A 17,437-nucleotide genomic window follows, 5' to 3' on the forward strand; every position below is an offset into this window, starting at 1 on the left:
GCCGGCATACATTCCGGGCCCGGTGGGCCGCGGGGAGGGCCTCGGTCAGCTCTCCGGGCGGTCCTCCGGGGCTCGTTCCGGTGCCGGGGCGGGCTCCGTGGTGGTGCTCTTGACGGTGGAGATCGCCGCCGTCGCACCGTTCGCCCCGTTCGTCAGCGCGAGCTCCTTGGGGGAGAGCACCGGCGGGCGGGTCGAGGGGGTGCGGCGGGAGGAACCGGTCCAGGCGGGCCGGGGCGGACGCTTGACGATCGGGGCGAAGATCTCGGCGATCTCCTCCTTGCCGAGCGTCTCCTTCTCCAGCAGGGCGAGGACGAGGTTGTCGAGGACGTCGCGGTTCTCGACCAGGATCTCCCAGGCCTCGTTGTGCGCCGTCTCGATGAGCTTCTTGACCTCTTCGTCGACCAGCGCGGCGACCTCTTCCGAGTAGTCGCGCTGGTGCGCCATCTCACGGCCGAGGAAGGGCTCGGTGTTGTCGCCGCCGAACTTGATCGCGCCGAGACGCTCGGTCATGCCGTACTGCGTGACCATCGCGCGGGCCACGCCGGTGGCCTTCTCGATGTCGTTGGCGGCACCGGTCGTCGGGTCGTGGAAGACCAGTTCCTCGGCCGCGCGGCCGCCCAGCATGTAGGCGAGCTGGTCGAGCATCTCGTTGCGCGTGGTCGAGTACTTGTCCTCGTCCGGGAGCACCATCGTGTAGCCGAGGGCGCGGCCGCGGGAGAGGATCGTGATCTTGTGGACCGGGTCGGAGTTCGGCGAGGCCGCCGCGACCAGGGCGTGACCGCCCTCGTGGTACGCGGTGATCTTCTTCTCCTTGTCCGACATGATCCGGGTCCGCTTCTGCGGGCCCGCGACCACGCGGTCGATCGCCTCGTCCAGCATGTGGTTGTCGATCAGCTTCTGGTCGCTGCGGGCCGTCAGCAGCGCGGCCTCGTTCAGCACGTTGGCCAGATCGGCACCGGTCATGCCGGGCGTGCGGCGGGCGACGGCCGACAGGTCGACGTCCGGGGCGACCGGCTTGCCCTTCTGGTGGACCTTGAGGATCTCCAGACGGCCCTGCATGTCCGGCCGGTCGACGGCGATCTGCCGGTCGAAGCGGCCGGGGCGCAGCAGCGCCGGGTCGAGGATGTCGGGCCGGTTCGTCGCGGCGATGAGGATCACGCCGCCCTTGACGTCGAAGCCGTCCATCTCGACGAGCAGCTGGTTCAGCGTCTGCTCGCGCTCGTCGTGACCGCCGCCGAGGCCGGCGCCGCGGTGGCGGCCGACCGCGTCGATCTCGTCGACGAAGACGATGGCCGGGGCGTTCGCCTTGGCCTGCTCGAACAGGTCACGCACTCGGGAGGCACCGACACCGACGAACATCTCGACGAAGTCGGAACCGGAGATCGAGTAGAACGGCACGCCCGCCTCGCCCGCGACGGCGCGCGCGAGCAGGGTCTTGCCGGTGCCGGGAGGCCCGTAGAGCAGGACGCCCTTGGGGATCTTGGCGCCGACGGCCTGGAACTTCGCCGGCTCCTGGAGGAACTCCTTGATCTCGTGGAGTTCCTCGACCGCCTCGTCCGAGCCGGCGACGTCGGCGAACGTCGTCTTGGGGGTGTCCTTGGTGATGAGCTTCGCCTTGGACTTCCCGAAGTTCATGACCCGGGAGCCGCCGCCCTGCATCTGGTTCATCAGGAACAGGAAGACGACCACGATCAGGACGAACGGCAGCAGGGACAGCAGGATGCCGACGAACGCGTTCTGCTTGGACGGCGACACGGTGTAGCCGTCGGGGATCTGCTTGTCCTGGTACTTGTTCTGCAGGGTGCCGGCGATGGTCACGCCCTGGTCGCCGATGTAGCTCGCCTGGATCTTCGAGCTGCCCTTGATCTTCTCGCCGTCCTTGAGCTGGACCTTGATGATCTGCTCGTCACCGGTGGTCAGCTTGGCCGACTCGACCTTGTTGTCGTTGATCGCCTGGACGACCTGGCCAGTGTCCACCGTCTTGTAGCCGCCGGACGAGCCGACGACCTGCATCAACACGACCACGGCAAGGACGGCCAGCACGATCCACATGACCGGCCCACGGAAGTATCGCTTCACGTCCATCCACACGGAGCGGTGCCGCCCCGTCCCTCCTGCCATAGTGAGTTTGATAAGACAGTTCTTCTGACGGTACCCCAGCCTGGTGGCCCGAAGCCGCACAGGACGGCCGACGTCCCGTCTGCATGCTCCAACGGCGCGCGGGCCCCCGGGGTTCCCGTTCCGCCCTACGGGGCTGTGCTAGCCACCGTAGACGTGGGGCGCGAGCGTACCGACGAACGGCAGGTTCCGGTACTTCTCGGCGTAGTCGAGTCCGTAGCCGACGACGAACTCGTTGGGGATGTCGAAGCCGACCCACTCCACGTCGATGGCCACCTTGGCGGCGTCGGGCTTGCGCAGCAGCGTGCACACCTTGAGGGAGGCGGGCTCGCGCGAGCCGAGGTTGGAGATCAGCCAGGACAGGGTCAGGCCGGAGTCGATGATGTCCTCGACGATCAGGACGTGCCTGCCCTTGATGTCGGTGTCGAGGTCCTTGAGGATCCGCACCACCCCGGAGGACTGGGTGCCCGCGCCGTACGAGGACACCGCCATCCAGTCCATGGTGACGGGGGTGGACAGCGACCGGGCGAGGTCGGCCATGACCATCACGGCGCCCTTGAGGACACCGACGATGAGCAGGTCCTTGCCCTCGTACTCCGCGTCGATCTTCGCGGCCAGTTCGGCCAGCTTCGCGTCGATCTCTTCCTTGGTGATGAGCACCTTCTCGAGGTCGGCACCCATGTCGTTCGCGTCCACCCGCATCACTTTCGGTCGTCCCACCGGCCACTCCGGATCACCCCGGTGACCCGGTCGGGTCGGTGGGAGGATCCGGATTCAGCCTTGCCGAATCACCAGTCTGCCACCCTGGCGCCGGGCGACGACTTTGCCGGGGAGGTTGATGGCCCCCTGGCCGCGCCAGCCGGTGATCAGCCGGTCGACTTCCTCGATGTGGCGGGCGAACAGCGCACCGGCCGGGGCACCGGCCTCGATGGCGGCGCGCCGCAGGATCCTGCGGCGTACGGCGGGCGGCAGGGCGTAGAGCTTGGCGCACTCCAGGACGCCGGTGGCGTCACGGACGCCGGCCTCGGCCTGGCGGGCCCAGGTGTCGAGGGCGTCGGCGTCGTCCCGGGAGAGCTGGGCCGTACGGGCGAGGGCCTCGACGACTCCCTTGCCGAGGGCCTTCTCCAGGGCGGGCAGGCCCTCGTGGCGCAGCCGGGAACGGGTGTACGCGGGATCCGCGTTGTGAGGATCGTCCCAGACGGGCAGGGACTGGACCATGCAGGCCTTGCGGGCGGTCTGCCGGTCGACCTGGAGGAAAGGGCGCCGGTAACGGCCGCCGGCCCCCGAGACCGCGGCCATGCCCGACAGGGAGCGGATGCCGGAGCCGCGGGCGAGGCCCAGCAGGACGGTCTCGGCCTGGTCGTCGCGGGTGTGCCCGAGCAGGACGGCGGCGGCGCCGTGCCGGGCGGCGGCGGCGTCCAGGGCGGCGTAGCGTGCGTCACGGGCGGCCGCCTCGGGTCCGCCGGCGCGGCCGACGGTCACGGAGGTCGCCTCGACGGGGTCCAGGCCGAGTTCGCGCAGGCGCAGGACGACTTCCTCGGCACGCAGGTCGGAACCGCTCTGCAGGCCGTGGTCGACGGTGACGCCGCCGGCGCGGACGCCGAGCCGGGGGGCCTCGAAGGCCAGGGCGGAGGCGAGCGCCATCGAGTCGGCGCCGCCGGAGCAGGCCACGAGCACGAGCGGCGCCGGCGGACGTCCGGGCGCGCGCTCGGCGGCCGTCCCCGCGGGGACGTCGGCCGTGGTGTTCAGTTCGGTGAGGATGTCGTGGAGGACGCGGCGGACCGCCAGGCGTATCGCCGCGACCGCAGGATGGGGACCCATGTCCGGTGCCCTTCATGAAGTTTTCGGGGGGTGAGCCCGAGGTTCGGTCACACAGAGTGTGTAGATGGTGACAGAAACGGGCCGTTCCCCGAGCATCGCACGCCCGCCGAAGGCTTTCGGTCCCTCGGACGGGTGAAAGGGGCGTTCGTCCGCCGACGGCCGGATCCGTTCGCGCCCCGTCCGCAGGGCTCACGCCTCCGGCTTGCGGTGCACCCGCGCGATCCAGTCCGCCGGTTTGGCGATCTCCGACTTGGTGGGGAGGGTGTTGGGCGAGGTCCACACGCGGTTGAAGCCGTCCATGCCGCACTCGTCGACGACGGCCCGTACGAAGCGCTCGCCGTCCCGGTACTGGCGGAGCTTGGCGTCCAGGCCGAGCAGCTTGCGCAGGGCCATGTCGAGACGGGAGGCACCCTTGGCACGGCGCTGCTGGAACTTCTCGCGGATCTCCCCCACGCTCGGCACGACCGCGGGGCCGACCCCGTCCATCACGAAGTCCGCGTGGCCCTCCAGCAGGGACATCACGGCGGTGAGACGGCTGAGGACCTCCCGCTGGGCGGGGGTCTGCACCAGCTCGACGAGCGACCGGCCGCCGTCGTCCTCCTCGCCCTCGGGGCGGCCCCCGGCGAGCGTCTGGGCGGCCTCGCGGACGCGCTCCAGCACGGTCATGGGGTCGACGTCGGTCTCCGCGAGGAACGACTGGATCTCGCCCTCGAGGTGGTCGCGCAGCCAGGGCACGGCGGTGAACTGCGTGCGGTGCGTCTCCTCGTGCAGGCACACCCACAGGCGGAAGTCGTGGGGTTCGACGTCGAGTTCGCGCTCGACGTGGACGATGTTCGGCGCGACGAGCAGCAGCCGGCCGCCGCCGTTCGCGCCGGCGGGGAGCTCTCGGGTGGCCGGGGCGAAGGTCTCGTACTGGCCGAGGACGCGGGAGGACAGGAAGGACAGCAGCATGCCCAGCTCCACGCCGGTGACCTTGCCGCCGACGGCGCCGAGGACGGCGCCGCCCGGGGAGCCGCCGCGGCGCTCCTGCATCTTCTCGAGCAGGGGTTTGAGGAGCTCCCGGAACCCGGCGACGTTCGCCCGGACCCAGCCGGGGCGGTCGACGACGAGGACGGGGGTGTCGTGGGCCTCGTCGGTGGCCATACGGGTGAAGCCCCGGACGTGTTCCTCCGAGGCCTTGGCGTGGCGGCGGAGCTCCGCGACGACGGCCCGGGCCTCGTCGCGGCTCACCTCGGGGCCCGGCCGTACGAGCCGGGTCGCGGTCGCCACCGCGAGATTCCAGTCGACCATGCCGGAAGATGCGCCGATGCTCGTCATTCCTCAACGGTACGTGAGCGCTGCCGCTCGGGGCAGGCCGTGCGGGGCGGTGGGGCGGGCGGGCCCCGGACCGGCCGGGCGAGGTCCGTCGCGACGGCACCCGGCGCCGCGGGCCGTGCCCGCCCTCCCCCCTTGCCCGAACGGCACGAGAAGCACCCCCGTCGCCGTGCGGAACGCCCGCCCACGGCGGAACGGCAGCGGACGGAACGCGGCTAGGCGCAGGCGCAGGCCGCCAGTTCCGTCGCCGCTCTGTCCAGGGCCGTCTGGGCCGCCCGGGGGTCCGTCGTGTCGTGGGCCAGGAAGGCGAAGGCCAGGAGGTGGCCGTCGGGGGTGGCCACGGTGCCGGCGAGGGTGTTCACACCGGTCAGGGTGCCGGTCTTGGCGCGGACGAGACCGGCCGCGCCGTCCGTGTAGCGGCCGCTCAGCGTGCCGGTGAATCCGGCGACGGGGAGACCGGTGAGGACCGGGCGGAGTTCGGGCCGGGCGGGGTCGGCCGCCTCGGCGAGCAGGGCCGTGAGGAGGTCGGCGGTGATCCGGTCGGTGCGGTCCAGGCCGCTGCCGTCGTGGAACACCGCGCCCCGCACGGGCAGACCGAGCCGCTCCAGCCGGGCGGTGAGGGCGGCGGAGACGCCGTCGAAGTCGGCGGGGTGCCCGGCCGCCACGGCCGTGTGGCGGGCCAGTGCCTCGGCGATGTCGTTGTCGCTGTTGGTCAGCATCCGCTCCACCAGGGCGGACAGCGGGGGCGAGGAGACGGTGGCGAGGGTGGCGGCGCGGGCGGTGGCCTTGGAGGGGCCCGGGGCCGACGCCGTGACGCCGTGCTCGCCCAGGAAGCCCGCGAAGGCGCGGGCCGCCTCCGCCGCCGGGTCCGCCGCGCGCGGGGCCGGGCCGCTGTCGGAGTCGTCCGTGCGGGCCTCGTCGGCCATCAGGGCGGTGACGGGGGCGAGGTTCTCGTTGACCCCGATCGGGTGCGTCCGCGTACCGGCGTAGAGGGACGTGTCGTACGACAGCGTCACCTCGCGCACGCCCCGCTTCTTCAGGGCCGCGGCGGTCTTCCCGGCGAGGGTGCGCAGGCTCGCGAGGCCGTGGGCGTTCGTGCGGGCGGTGAGGGTGGGGTCGCCGCCGCCCACCAGGACGAGCTCGCCCGTGTCGGTCTCCAGGGCGGTGCGGGTGGTGAGGCGGTGGTCGGGGCCGAGGGCGCTGAGGGCGGCGACCGCCGTGGCGATCTTGGTGGTGGAGGCGGGGGTCAGCGGGGTGCCGGCGCCCTGCCCGTACAGGCGCTCGCCGGTGGTGAGGTCGACGACCGCCGCCCCGTTCCGGGCGCCGAGCGCCGGGTCGGCGAGCAGGGGGCCGAGGGCGTCGGCGAGGGCCTCGCCGCGCGGTGCCGCCTTGACGCCGCCGGGAGCGGCGCCGGAGGCGCCGGCGAGGGCGGTCAGCACGGACGCGGCGCTGGGGGCGGGCCGGGGCGTCCCGGAGGCCGCGCCGGGGCCGGCGGTTCCGCGGCCGTGATCTGCGCCACCCGTGCGTTCCGGGGCGACTGCCCGGTCCCGCTCGGCCGTACGCTGACCCGTGGAGTCCCAGGGGCCGACGGCGGTCACCACACCGGCGGCCAGTGCCAGCCCGGCGGTGGCGGCGCCGGCGGTGTACTGCCAGGTCCTCGGACCGCGGGTGAGCTGCGGTGCCGTGGCCCGCGCGAGCCGCGTCAGACGCGGTCCGGCGGCCCGGGCGGCGCGTGCGAGACGCGGTCGTACGGCGCCCGCGGCCCGCACCACGTGCGGTCTCGCGGCCCGCCAAGGCCTCAGCTCTGGCACTACCACCAGCCCCTTTCGCGATCACACACCTGCGTGAGGGACACTTAACCACCAGAACTATGTGCTGATCATGGAGGAGCGTCCGGTGGAGTTCGACGTCACGATCGAGATCCCGAAGGGTTCGCGGAACAAGTACGAGGTGGACCACGAGACCGGTCGTATCCGCCTGGACCGCCGCCTGTTCACCTCGACCGCCTACCCGACCGACTACGGCTTCGTCGAGAACACCCTCGGCGAGGACGGCGACCCGCTGGACGCGCTGGTCATCCTGGACGAGCCGACCTTCCCGGGCTGCCTGATCCGCTGCCGCGCGATCGGCATGTTCCGCATGACCGACGAGGCCGGCGGCGACGACAAGCTGCTGTGCGTGCCGTCGACCGACCCCCGTGTGGAGCACCTGCGGGACATTCACCACGTGTCGGAGTTCGACCGCCTGGAGATCCAGCACTTCTTCGAGGTCTACAAGGACCTGGAGCCGGGCAAGTCGGTCGAGGGCGCCAACTGGGTCGGCCGTGTCGACGCGGAGGCCGAGATCGAGCGGTCCTACAAGCGCTTCAAGGAGCAGGGCGGCCACTGAGCAGCACCCCTCCCGCCAACGGGCCGCACGCGAGCGCGTGCGGCCCGTTCACGTTTGGGTGCGCATACTGAGGGCTACAGGAGGGTGTGTTCGTACCAGGGAGCGTTACGCAGGTGACGGAGGCCGAGGACCGCAAGCCGCAGTCGGACGAGGCGCACAGCGCCTTCCGGCAGCCCCATGGGGTCGCGGCGTCGGCCGACGGCGAGTCGTCGACGACGTCCGAGTTCGAGATCCCGCAGGGGCTGGCCGTCCCGCGGCCCACCGGATCGGAGTCCGAGACGACGTCGGAGTTCGCGCTGCCGGAGGGGCTGGACGTGCCCCCGGCGCCGCCCGCCGAGTCGGAGGGGTCGGCGTTCAGCACGCCGAGCACGTACAGCGCGTGGAGCGCGCCGGCCGCGTTCACCCCGGCGGGCGGGATCCCGGCGGTGAGCCTGACCAAGGACGCGCCGTGGCAGGACCGGATGCGCTTGATGCTGCGCATGCCGGTGGCCGAGCGGCCCGCGCCGGAGACGGCGCAGCGGCACGACGACGACGCGGGTCCCGCCGTGCCGCGCGTGCTCGACCTGACGCTGCGCATCGGGGAGCTGCTGCTGGCGGGCGGTGAGGGCGCCGAGGACGTGGAGGCCGCGATGTTCGCGGTCTGCCGTTCCTACGGCCTGGACCGCTGCGAGCCGAACGTCACCTTCACGCTGCTGTCGATCTCCCACCAGCCGTCCCTGGTCGAGGACCCGGTGACGGCGTCACGGACGGTGCGCCGCCGGGGCACCGACTACACGCGGCTCGCGGCCGTGTTCCAGCTGGTGGACGACCTCAGCGACCCGGACACGCACATCTCCCTGGAGGAGGCCTACCGGCGCCTCGCGGAGATCCGCCGCAACCGGCACCCGTACCCGACCTGGGTCCTGACCGCGGCGAGCGGCGCGCTGGCCGGCGCGGCCTCGCTGCTGGTCGGCGGTGACGTGATCGTGTTCTTCGCGGCGCTGTTCGGCGCGATGCTCGGCGACCGGCTGGCGTGGCTGTGCGCGGGGCGCGGGCTGCCGGAGTTCTACCAGTTCGCGGTGGCCGCGATGCCGCCGGCCGCGATCGGCATCGCGCTGACGCTGACGCACGTCGACGTGAAGGCGTCCGCGGTCATCACCGGTGGCCTGTTCGCCCTGCTGCCGGGGCGGGCGCTGGTCGCGGGCGTGCAGGACGGTCTGACCGGCTTCTACATCACGGCCGCCGCGCGCCTGCTGGAGGTCATGTACTTCTTCGTCAGCATCGTCGGCGGGGTGCTGGTGGTGCTGTACTTCGGCGTCCAGGTGGGCGCCAAGCTCAACCCGGACGCCGCGCTGGGCACGGGCGACGAGCCGGTCGTGCAGATCTTCGCCTCGATGCTGCTGTCGCTGGCCTTCGCGATCCTGCTCCAGCAGGAGCGGTCCACCGTGCTGGCGGTGACCCTGAACGGTGGCGTCGCCTGGTGCGTGTACGGCGCCATGCACTACGCCGGCGACATCTCGCCGGTGGCCTCCACGGCCGCCGCGGCGGGGCTGGTGGGCCTGTTCGGGCAGCTGATGTCCCGGTACCGGTTCGCGTCGGCGCTGCCGTACACGACCGCGGCGATCGGACCGCTGCTGCCCGGTTCGGCGACGTACTTCGGACTGCTGGCGATCGCGCAGAGCAAGGTGGACGCGGGGCTGCTGTCGCTGTCCAAGGCGGTGGCGCTCGCCATGGCCATCGCCATCGGGGTGAATCTCGGCGGGGAGATCTCCCGGTTGTTCCTGAAGGTGCCGGGGGCCGCGAGCGCGGCGGGCAGGCGGGCCGCGAAGCGGACGCGGGGTTTCTGACGCCGCGCCCCTTCGGGGTGCTTCAGTGGCCCTGGTCGTACGGGTACTGACCGTCTTGCCGGTCGCCGTGGGGCTGCCGGCCGTAGCCCTGCGGGTACTGCTGCGCGTACGGCTGCCGCTGGCCGCCGTAGGGCTGCTGATTGCCGTAGGGCTGCTGGCCGTCGTAGCCCTGGTCGTACTGCTGCTGGTGCTGCTGCGGCTGCTGGTGGTGCTGCGGCTGCTGCTGGTGGTGCTGCGGCTGCTGGTGGTGCTGCGGCTGCTGCTGGTGCTGCGGCTGCTGCTGGTGCTGCTGCGGCTGCTGCTGGTGCTGCGGCTGCTGCTGGTGCTGCTGCGGCTGCTGCTGGTGCTGCGGCTGCTGCTGGTGCTGCTGCGGCTGCTGGTGGTGCTGCGGCTGCTGGTGGTGGTGCTGCTGGTACGGGTCCACGCGGCGGAGCTGGGTCGTCGCGTCGTCCATGACCGGGTACTGGGGCTGCTCGGGGCGCTGCTGGGCCGCCGGAGGCACCGGCCCGGCCGCGGCGGCGCGCTTCTTCTTCCCGCGCTCGCGGAGGTACTCGATGCCGATCGGGACGACCGAGACCAGGACGATCAGGACGAGGATCGCCTCGACGTTGGTGCGGATGAACTCGATCTGCCCGAGCCAGTACCCCGCGAGGGTGACGCCCGTGCCCCAGGCCACGCCGCCGATGACGTTGTACGTGAGGAACGTGCGGTACTTCATGCGCCCGGCGCCCGCCACGATGGGGGCGAAGGTGCGCACGATCGGCACGAAGCGGGCCAGGACGATCGCCTTGGGACCGTACTTCTCCATGAACTCGTGGGCCTTCTCCAGGTTCTCCTGCTTGAAGAGTCTGGAGTTGGGCCGGTTGAAGAGCTTCGGGCCGAAGAACTTGCCGATCATGTAGCCGACCTGGTCGCCGAGGACGGCGGCGGCCACGATCAGGGTGCACACCAGCCACAGCGGCTGGCTGATGTACTGCCCTTGGGCGACGAAGAGACCCGCGGTGAACAGCAGCGAGTCGCCGGGCAGGAACGCGAAGAGACCGGACTCGGCGAAGACGATCAGCAGGATGCCGGCCAGGCTGAAGGTCTCGATCAGGTAGTCCGGGCTCAGCCACTCGGGGCCGAGCGCAAGCGTGGTCACGGGATTGTGGCTCCTGCACTGGGGGGCGGGCGGGGGCTTTGGCTGCCCCAACGTATCAACGCGGCCGTCGGGGCCCAGGTTCCACGGCCGCCCGAGGGGTGCGCTGTGCGTCCGGCCGGGGAACCCTGTGAACCATGGGAATCGAAGAATACGGCGGCGGACAGGGCCCTCGGCCCGACGTACTCGTCGTCACCACGAACGACCTGCCCGGGCACCGCGTGCAGGAGGTGCTCGGGGAGGTCTTCGGACTGACCGTACGCTCCCGGCACCTGGGGAGCCAGATCGGCGCCGGGCTGAAGTCCCTGGTCGGCGGGGAGCTGCGCGGGCTCACCAAGACCCTCGTCGAGACCCGCAACCAGGCCATGGAGCGGCTCGTGGAGCAGGCACGCGCGCGGGGCGCCAACGCGGTGCTGGCGTTCCGCTTCGACGTGACCGAGGCGGCGGACGTGGGCACCGAGGTGTGCGCCTACGGGACGGCGGTGGTCGTGGCCCGGGAGTGAGACCCGGCCCACGACCACCGCTCAGGAGGTGTGCCGGACGGCGTTGGCGAGGATCGCGTCGCGCATGTAGGCGGCGAGGCCCGGCTCGGCGGCGTCGATGTTCCGCGTGAAACGTTCGTCCGACACGTACATCTCGCCCAGGCAGGTGTGCATCTCGTACCCGCAGTCGTAGTGGTTGCGGGCGATCCCCTGCCGGTGGTCCTCGGCGACGTCCATGGCCGCCTCGGAGTCGGCGGGCTCACCGGCCTCCATCAGGGCCACGAAGCGCCGGGTGAGCTCGTCGGCCTCGTCCTGGATGCGCTGCCAGTCCTCCTTCGTGTACGAGGCGGCCTTCTGCTCGGACTGGCGGTAGGCGTCGGTGTCGCCCCAGCGCTCCTGGACCTCCTCCTCGTACTGGTCGGGGTCGAAGTCGCCGAAGACCTCGAACTTCTCCTCGGGCGTGAGGTTGATGCCCATGCTGCGTGCCTCCATGGCGTGCTCCACGGCCGCCGCCATCTTCTGCAGCTTCTCGATCCGGGCGGTCAGCAGCTCGTGCTGGCGGCGCAGGTGCGCACGCGGGTCCGCGGCCGGGTCGTCGAGCAGGGCGGCGACCTCGTCGAGCGGGAAGCCGAGCTCGCGGTAGAACAGGATCTGCTGCAGCCGGTCGAGGTCGGCGTCGCCGTAGCGCCGGTGACCCGCGTGGCTGCGCTCGCCCGGGACGAGCAGGCCGATGTCGTCGTAGTGGTGCAGGGTGCGCACCGTCACCCCGGCGAAGCCGGCCACCTGTCCCACGGAGTAGCTCACTTCCGCTCCCTTCTGTGACGCCGTCCACGCTGCCGCCTCACGTCACGTGAGGTGCAAGCCCGGGTGCGCGGCTCATGTCCCGGACCTACCGTCGGACGCATGCCACTGCACCACGGTCACCACCCGCGCCGCGAAGACGCCGGCCGGCGTCGGCTCGCCGCCAACCCCTTCCACGGCCAGGCGAATCCTCTCGGCGGCATGACCGAGGCGCCGCCCGTGCACCGCCTCCCGGACTCCCCCCTGCCGCCGTCGACGGCGTACGAGCTGGTCCACGACGAGCTGATGCTGGACGGCAACGCCCGGCTGAACCTGGCCACCTTCGTCACCACCTGGATGGAGCCGCAGGCCGGGGTGCTGATGGGCGAGTGCCGGGACAAGAACATGATCGACAAGGACGAGTACCCGCGCACCGCCGAGCTGGAGCGGCGCTGCGTGGCGATGCTCGCCGACCTGTGGCACGCGCCCGACCCGTCGGTGGCCGTGGGCTGTTCGACGACGGGTTCGAGCGAGGCGTGCATGCTGGCCGGGATGGCGCTGAAGCGGCGGTGGGCGCTGCGGAACGCCGACCGGTATCCGGCGAAGGACGTGCGGCCCAATCTGGTGATGGGCGTGAACGTCCAGGTCTGCTGGGACAAGTTCTGCAACTTCTGGGAGGTGGAGGCCCGTCAGGTGCCCATGGAGGGGGACCGCTTCCACATCGACCCGCAGGCCGCCGTCGAGCTGTGCGACGAGAACACGATCGGCGTCGTCGGCATCCTCGGTTCCACCTTCGACGGGTCCTACGAGCCGGTCGCCGACCTGTGCGCGGCCCTGGACGCGCTCCAGGAGCGGACCGGCCTCGACGTCCCCGTGCACGTGGACGGGGCCTCCGGCGGCATGGTCGCGCCCTTCCTGGACGAGGACCTGGTGTGGGACTTCCGGCTGCCGAGGGTCGCCTCGATCAACACCTCGGGGCACAAGTACGGGCTGGTCTACCCCGGCGTCGGCTGGGCGCTGTGGCGGGACGCGGACGCGCTGCCCGAGGAGCTGGTGTTCCGGGTCAACTACCTGGGCGGCGACATGCCGACCTTCGCGCTGAACTTCTCGCGGCCCGGCGCGCAGGTGGTCGCGCAGTACTACACCTTCCTGCGGCTGGGCCGCGAGGGCTACCGGGCCGTGCAGCAGAACTCGCGGGACGTGGCCCGGGGCCTGGCCGAGCGGGTGGAGGCGCTCGGCGACTTCCGGCTGCTGACGCGGGGCGACCAGCTGCCCGTGTTCGCGTTCACCACGGCGGACGACGTGACGGCGTACGACGTCTTCGACGTCTCCCGGCGGCTGCGCGAGAGCGGCTGGCTGGTGCCCGCGTACACCTTCCCGCCGCACCGCGAGGACCTGTCCGTGCTGCGGGTGGTGTGCCGCAACGGGTTCTCGGCCGACATGGCGGACCTGCTCATGGGCGACCTGGAGCGGCTGCTGCCGGACCTGCGCCGTCAGCCGCACCCCCTGACCCACGACAAGGGCGCGGCGACCGGATTCCATCACTAGGGGTGCCCTCCGGAGCCGGCCCGATCCGGACGGCACCCCTCGCGCCCACCGGTGCCTACCGGCTCAGGCGCGCGAACCTGCGGACCGCCAGGGGGAAGAACACGGCGAGCAGCGCCAGCGGCCAGGCGACGGCCGCCCACAGGTGCCCGGGCTCGCCGCCGGGGCCGCCGAACAGGTCGCGCACGGCCGTGGCGGTCTGGGACATCGGGTTCCACCGGACGACCGTGCCCAGCCAGCCGGGCATGGAGTCCGGCGCGGCGAAGGCGTTGGAGAGGAAACCGACCGGCCAGACCAGGATCTGCACCGCCTGCACCAGCTCGGGCCTGCCCGCCACCAGGGCCAGGAAGATGCCGATCCACAGCATGGCGAACCGGAAGAGCAGGAGCAGGCCCATCGCGCCCAGGAACGCGCCGGCACCGCCGTGGGCGCGCCAGCCGAGCGCGTACCCGACCGCGGTCATCACCGCGAGCCCCGCCACCGACTGGAGCATGTCGGCGGCCGAACGGCCCACCAGTACCGCCCCGTTCGCCATCGGCAGCGAGCGGAAGCGGTCGATGACGCCCTTGTCGAGGTCCCGGGTGACGGCGATCATGGTGCCCTCCAGGCCGAAGGCCATGGTGAGCGCCAGCATCCCGGGGACCAGGTAGTCGACGTAGGCGCCGTTCACGCCCCGGCCGCCGCCGACCAGGTAGCCGAACATCAGCAGCAGCATGACGGGGAAGACCAGGTTGACGACGACCGTGACGGGCTGTCGCGCCCAGCGGGCCAGCTCGCGGCGGGTCATGGTCCAGGAGTCGGTCAGGGCGAAGGCGGTCACACGGCCTCCTCGGCGTGGTCGGTGAGGTGCAGGAACACCTCGTCCAGGGTCGGCCGGCGCAGGGCCACGTCCTCGGCCTCGGCCCCGGCCTCCCGCAGCGCCCGTACGACGCCGGAGAACGCCGCCGTCCGGTCGGTGACCGGCGCGCTGAGCAGCCGGCGGTCGGGGTCGACGCGGACGCCGGGGAGCGGCAGCAGGGCGGCCACGGCGCCCAGCCGGCCGGCGTCGCGCAGGACGACGTCGATGCGGTCGCCGCCGGTGGCGGCCTTCAGTTCGTCCGCCGTGCCGTCGGCGACGACCCGGCCGGCGTCGACGACGCAGATGCGGTCGGCGAGCTGGTCGGCCTCCTCCAGGTACTGGGTGGTGAGCAGGACCGTCGTGCCGCCGCCGACCAGGGAGCGGACCGACTCCCACACCTCGGCCCGGCCCCGCGGGTCGAGGCCGGTGGTCGGTTCGTCCAGGAAGAGCACCTCCGGCTCGGTGATCAGGGACGCCGCGAGGTCCAGGCGGCGCCGCATGCCGCCGCTGTAGGCGCCGACCGGCTTGCGTCCGGTGCCGGTGAGGCCGAAGCGCTCCAGCAGTTCACCGGCGCGCGCGCGTGCCCGCCGGGCGCCCAGGTGGTGCAGGCGGCCGAACATCTCCAGGTTCTGCCGGCCGCCGAGCTCCTCGTCGAGCGCCGCGTGCTGGCCGAGCAGGCCGATGCGCAGCCGTACGGCGTACGCGTCGGTGACGACGTCGTGGCCGGCCACCTCGATCCGGCCCGCGTCCGGCCGCAGCAGGGTGGACAGGATCCGGACCAGGGTGGTCTTGCCCGCGCCGTTGGGGCCGAGCACCCCGTGCACCGTGCCCCGCGCGACCGTCAGGTCGAGCCCGTCCAGCGCGTGCTTGCCGCCGTACTCCTTGCGTGCCCCTTCGACGGTGATCGCCGCATCGGCCACTGCGCCTCCCCTGTTAGTCAAATTTGACTACTCGATAAGGGAAAGTACTCCCGTCCGCACGTCTGGTCAAACTTGATTAGCCGGCATCCCCGGGATGCCGCTCCCCCGTCGCGTACGGGTTCCCCTCGCCCTCCGCCAGGACGCCGACGAACGGCTCGCCCTCGCCGGCGAAGGTGTACGCGCCCTTGCGGATGCGCTCCACGAGCGCGCGGGTCCACTCGGCGCCGGTGTCGGCGGAGTGCACCCAGAGGTTCATGATCTCGCCGATGTGGCCGAGCTGCCCGGGACCGTCCTCGGGCGTGTAGTACGTGGTGACGGACTCGCGCCACTCCTCGATGGCCCGGATCCGTTCCTCCAGGAGGGCCAGCACCTCCTCGCGGCCGAGGTCGACCATGAAGCCGAGCCCGGCGGAGAGCACGTCCGGCTTCTGGTCGTAGGCGGTCAGGGACTCCCGCAGCAGGGCGAAGTACTCCTCGGTGCCCTTCTCGGTGATCTCGTACTCCGTGCGCGGCGGGCCGCCCGCGGTCGACGGGGCGATCTCGTGCGCGTGCAGCAGTCCCTGCTTGGCCATCTGCTTCAGCGCGTGGTAGATCGAGCCGGGCTTGGCGTTGGACCACTCGTGCGCGCCCCAGTACTCCAGGTCGTTGCGCACCTGGTAGCCGTGGGCCCGCCCGTGCTGACGGACCGCGCCGAGCACCAGGAGACGGATCACTGACATGGGGTCCAGCCTAGGTGCCCGCGCGGCAGGTCCCGCGCCGGTGCCGCCCGCCGGAACGGTCAGAACGGGAAACCGCTCCGGCCGTGCTGCACCGAGATCCACTTCTGCGTGGTGAACGCGTCCAGCATCGTGTCGCCGTTCAGCCGGCCGATGCCGGAGTGCTTCTCGCCGCCGAAGGGCACGATCGGCTCGTCGTGCACGGTGCCGTCGTTCACGTGGAACATGCCGGTGTCGATCTGCTGGGCGAAGCGCACGCCCCGCTCGACGTTCCCCGTGTGCACCGCACCGCTCAAGCCGTACGGGGTGTCGTTGACCAGGCGCACGGCCTCTTCCTCACCGTCGAAGGGGACGAGGAAGGCGATCGGGCCGAAGACCTCCTGCTTCAGCAGGGCGGAGTCGGCGGGCAGGCCGGTCAGGACCGACGGCGTGACGAGGTTGTCGGTGGTCGTGCCGCGCACCAGGGCGGTCGCGCCCTCGGCGAGCGCCTGCTCGACCACGCCGGTCAGCGCGTCCGCCTGCGAGGAGTTGATCACCGGGCCGATGACGGTCGACGGGTCGCTCGGGTCGCCGGCCTTGAGGGTCCTCACCTTGGCGACGAACTTCTCGGTGAACTCGTCGGCGACCGCGCGGTCGACCAGCACGCGGTTGGCGGCCATGCAGACCTGGCCCTGGTGGACGAAGCGGCTGAAGACGGCGGCGTCGACCGCGTAGTCGACGTCGGCGTCGTCGAGGACCACCAGGGCGCTGTTGCCGCCCAGTTCGAGCACCGAGCGCTTGAAGTGCGCGGCACAGACGGTGGCCACGTGGCGGCCCACCGTGTCCGAGCCGGTGAAGGAGATCACCTTCGGGACCGGGTGCTCCAGGAAGGCGTCGCCGATCTCCGCGATGTCGGTGACCACGACGTTGAGCAGGCCGCCCGGCAGACCGGCGTCCTCGAAGAGCTTCGCGACCAGGGTGCCGCCGACGATCGGCGTGTTCTGGTGCGGCTTGAGGACGACGCCGTTGCCGAGGGCGAGGGCCGGGGCGACCGACTTCAGGGAGAGCAGGAAGGGGAAGTTGAAGGGGCTGATGACGCCCACCACGCCGACCGGCACCCGGTAGACGCGGTTCTCCTTGCCGTCGGCCGGCGAGGGGATGATCCGGCCCTCGGGACGCAGCGCCAGGTGGACGGCCTCGCGCAGGAACTCCTTGGCGAGGTGCAGCTCGAAGGCGGCCTTCAGCCGCGTGCCGCCCAGCTCGGCGACGATCGCCTCGCCGATCTCCTCCTCGCGCTCCTCCACGAGCCGCAGCGCCCTCTCGAACACCGAGCGGCGCGCGTACGGGTTCGTCGCCGCCCACCGCTTCTGCGCGCGCTCGGCCGCCCGGTACGCGGCGTCGACCTCGTCGACGGTGGCTGTCGTGATCGAGGCCAGCTTCTCGTTGTCGTACGGGTTGAAGTCGATGATGTCCCAGGAACCGGTGCCCGGGCGCCACTCGCCGTCGATGTACTGCTGGGCGAGGTCGGTGAAGTACGACGACATGTGATCCCTCAATCCCCTAGCTGCCGCAT

Annotated in this window: 15 protein-coding genes; 4 read left to right on the forward strand and 11 right to left on the reverse strand. The window is 71.8% G+C overall.

Annotated features, from left to right (window positions below; genetic code table 11):
* Nucleotides 1-45: 45 nt before the first annotated feature.
* The 5 genes from ftsH to dacB all read right to left on the reverse strand — a co-directional run bounded on the left by ftsH (nucleotide 46) and on the right by dacB (nucleotide 7,070).
* Nucleotides 46-2,085 (reverse strand): ATP-dependent zinc metalloprotease FtsH, encoded by a 2,040-nt coding sequence (gene ftsH, locus ACZ4V6_RS06950; protein ID WP_467824322.1) that lies wholly within the window; start codon nucleotides 2,083-2,085, stop codon nucleotides 46-48.
* Between the two features lie 174 nt (nucleotides 2,086-2,259).
* Nucleotides 2,260-2,799, reverse strand: a complete 540-nt coding sequence (hpt, locus tag ACZ4V6_RS06955) for a hypoxanthine phosphoribosyltransferase (RefSeq protein ID WP_467824325.1) — start codon at nucleotides 2,797-2,799, stop codon at nucleotides 2,260-2,262.
* Between the two features lie 93 nt (nucleotides 2,800-2,892).
* Nucleotides 2,893-3,939, reverse strand: coding sequence for a tRNA lysidine(34) synthetase TilS (gene tilS / locus ACZ4V6_RS06960; protein ID WP_467823301.1), 1,047 nt, complete (start codon nucleotides 3,937-3,939; stop codon nucleotides 2,893-2,895).
* A gap of 189 nt (nucleotides 3,940-4,128) precedes the next feature.
* Entirely contained in the window at nucleotides 4,129-5,256 is a 1,128-nt protein-coding gene (locus tag ACZ4V6_RS06965) for a zinc-dependent metalloprotease (RefSeq protein ID WP_467823303.1), read from the reverse strand.
* 212 nt (nucleotides 5,257-5,468) lie between these two features.
* Entirely contained in the window at nucleotides 5,469-7,070 is a 1,602-nt protein-coding gene (gene dacB, locus ACZ4V6_RS06970; protein ID WP_467823306.1) for a D-alanyl-D-alanine carboxypeptidase/D-alanyl-D-alanine endopeptidase, read from the reverse strand.
* Nucleotides 7,071-7,149: 79 nt separating this feature from the next.
* On the opposite strand from dacB, the gene ACZ4V6_RS06975 reads away from it, so the two are divergent.
* Together ACZ4V6_RS06975 and ACZ4V6_RS06980 are read left to right on the forward strand one after the other, a co-directional pair.
* Nucleotides 7,150-7,641, forward strand: a complete 492-nt coding sequence (locus ACZ4V6_RS06975) for an inorganic diphosphatase (RefSeq protein ID WP_006132604.1) — start codon at nucleotides 7,150-7,152, stop codon at nucleotides 7,639-7,641.
* 113 nt (nucleotides 7,642-7,754) lie between these two features.
* Nucleotides 7,755-9,467 carry a threonine/serine exporter family protein gene (locus tag ACZ4V6_RS06980; RefSeq protein WP_467823308.1) on the forward strand — a complete coding sequence of 571 codons (1,713 nt, stop codon included), beginning with the start codon at nucleotides 7,755-7,757 and terminating at the stop codon, nucleotides 9,465-9,467.
* A 22-nt stretch (nucleotides 9,468-9,489) separates the two neighbouring features.
* Here ACZ4V6_RS06980 and ACZ4V6_RS06985 read toward each other — a convergent pair whose 3' ends face one another.
* Nucleotides 9,490-10,608, reverse strand: a complete 1,119-nt coding sequence (locus tag ACZ4V6_RS06985) for a DedA family protein (RefSeq protein WP_467823310.1) — start codon at nucleotides 10,606-10,608, stop codon at nucleotides 9,490-9,492.
* 134 nt (nucleotides 10,609-10,742) lie between these two features.
* Here ACZ4V6_RS06985 and ACZ4V6_RS06990 point away from each other — a divergent pair, with 134 nt between their 5' ends.
* Nucleotides 10,743-11,108: a YbjQ family protein gene (locus ACZ4V6_RS06990; protein WP_467823311.1), complete on the forward strand. Its 366-nt coding sequence runs from the start codon at nucleotides 10,743-10,745 to the stop codon at nucleotides 11,106-11,108.
* A gap of 21 nt (nucleotides 11,109-11,129) precedes the next feature.
* Here ACZ4V6_RS06990 and ACZ4V6_RS06995 read toward each other — a convergent pair whose 3' ends face one another.
* Complete coding sequence (locus tag ACZ4V6_RS06995; RefSeq protein ID WP_467823314.1) at nucleotides 11,130-11,891, reverse strand: MerR family transcriptional regulator; 762 nt, start codon at nucleotides 11,889-11,891, stop codon at nucleotides 11,130-11,132.
* Between the two features lie 99 nt (nucleotides 11,892-11,990).
* Here ACZ4V6_RS06995 and ACZ4V6_RS07000 point away from each other — a divergent pair, with 99 nt between their 5' ends.
* The gene (locus ACZ4V6_RS07000; RefSeq protein WP_467823316.1) at nucleotides 11,991-13,415 is read left to right on the forward strand and encodes a glutamate decarboxylase; all 1,425 of its coding nucleotides are present in this window, start codon (nucleotides 11,991-11,993) and stop codon (nucleotides 13,413-13,415) included.
* Nucleotides 13,416-13,470: 55 nt separating this feature from the next.
* Here the strand turns inward: ACZ4V6_RS07000 and ACZ4V6_RS07005 are convergent, their stop codons facing one another.
* The 4 genes from ACZ4V6_RS07005 to ACZ4V6_RS07020 all read right to left on the reverse strand — a co-directional run bounded on the left by ACZ4V6_RS07005 (nucleotide 13,471) and on the right by ACZ4V6_RS07020 (nucleotide 17,408).
* On the reverse strand, nucleotides 13,471-14,232 hold the full coding sequence (locus ACZ4V6_RS07005) for an ABC transporter permease (protein ID WP_467823318.1): 762 nt from the start codon (nucleotides 14,230-14,232) through the stop codon (nucleotides 13,471-13,473).
* Nucleotides 14,229-15,170: an ATP-binding cassette domain-containing protein gene (locus tag ACZ4V6_RS07010; RefSeq protein WP_467823320.1), complete on the reverse strand. Its 942-nt coding sequence runs from the start codon at nucleotides 15,168-15,170 to the stop codon at nucleotides 14,229-14,231. The genes ACZ4V6_RS07005 and ACZ4V6_RS07010 overlap by 4 nt, the downstream gene beginning before the upstream one ends.
* A 76-nt stretch (nucleotides 15,171-15,246) precedes the next feature.
* Nucleotides 15,247-15,888 carry a PadR family transcriptional regulator gene (locus ACZ4V6_RS07015; RefSeq protein WP_467823323.1) on the reverse strand — a complete coding sequence of 214 codons (642 nt, stop codon included), beginning with the start codon at nucleotides 15,886-15,888 and terminating at the stop codon, nucleotides 15,247-15,249.
* Between the two features lie 59 nt (nucleotides 15,889-15,947).
* Complete coding sequence (locus tag ACZ4V6_RS07020) at nucleotides 15,948-17,408, reverse strand: aldehyde dehydrogenase family protein (RefSeq protein ID WP_467823326.1); 1,461 nt, start codon at nucleotides 17,406-17,408, stop codon at nucleotides 15,948-15,950.
* Nucleotides 17,409-17,437 lie beyond the last annotated feature (29 nt).

It is taken from the genome of Streptomyces sp. NPDC029152, assembly GCF_055564355.1.

Bases quoted from the DNA above. Each gene is read 5' to 3' on its own strand.
- ACZ4V6_RS07000 (WP_467823316.1), top strand. From the start codon at position 11,991: ATGCCACTGCACCACGGTCACCACCCGCGCCGCGAAGACGCCGGCCGG.
- tilS (WP_467823301.1), bottom strand. From the start codon at position 3,939: ATGGGTCCCCATCCTGCGGTCGCGGCGATACGCCTGGCGGTCCGCCGC.
- hpt (WP_467824325.1), bottom strand. From the start codon at position 2,799: ATGGGTGCCGACCTCGAGAAGGTGCTCATCACCAAGGAAGAGATCGAC.
- ftsH (WP_467824322.1), bottom strand. From the start codon at position 2,085: ATGGACGTGAAGCGATACTTCCGTGGGCCGGTCATGTGGATCGTGCTG.
- ACZ4V6_RS07020 (WP_467823326.1), bottom strand. From the start codon at position 17,408: ATGTCGTCGTACTTCACCGACCTCGCCCAGCAGTACATCGACGGCGAG.
- ACZ4V6_RS07015 (WP_467823323.1), bottom strand. From the start codon at position 15,888: ATGTCAGTGATCCGTCTCCTGGTGCTCGGCGCGGTCCGTCAGCACGGG.
- ACZ4V6_RS06990 (WP_467823311.1), top strand. From the start codon at position 10,743: ATGGGAATCGAAGAATACGGCGGCGGACAGGGCCCTCGGCCCGACGTA.
- ACZ4V6_RS06965 (WP_467823303.1), bottom strand. From the start codon at position 5,256: ATGACGAGCATCGGCGCATCTTCCGGCATGGTCGACTGGAATCTCGCG.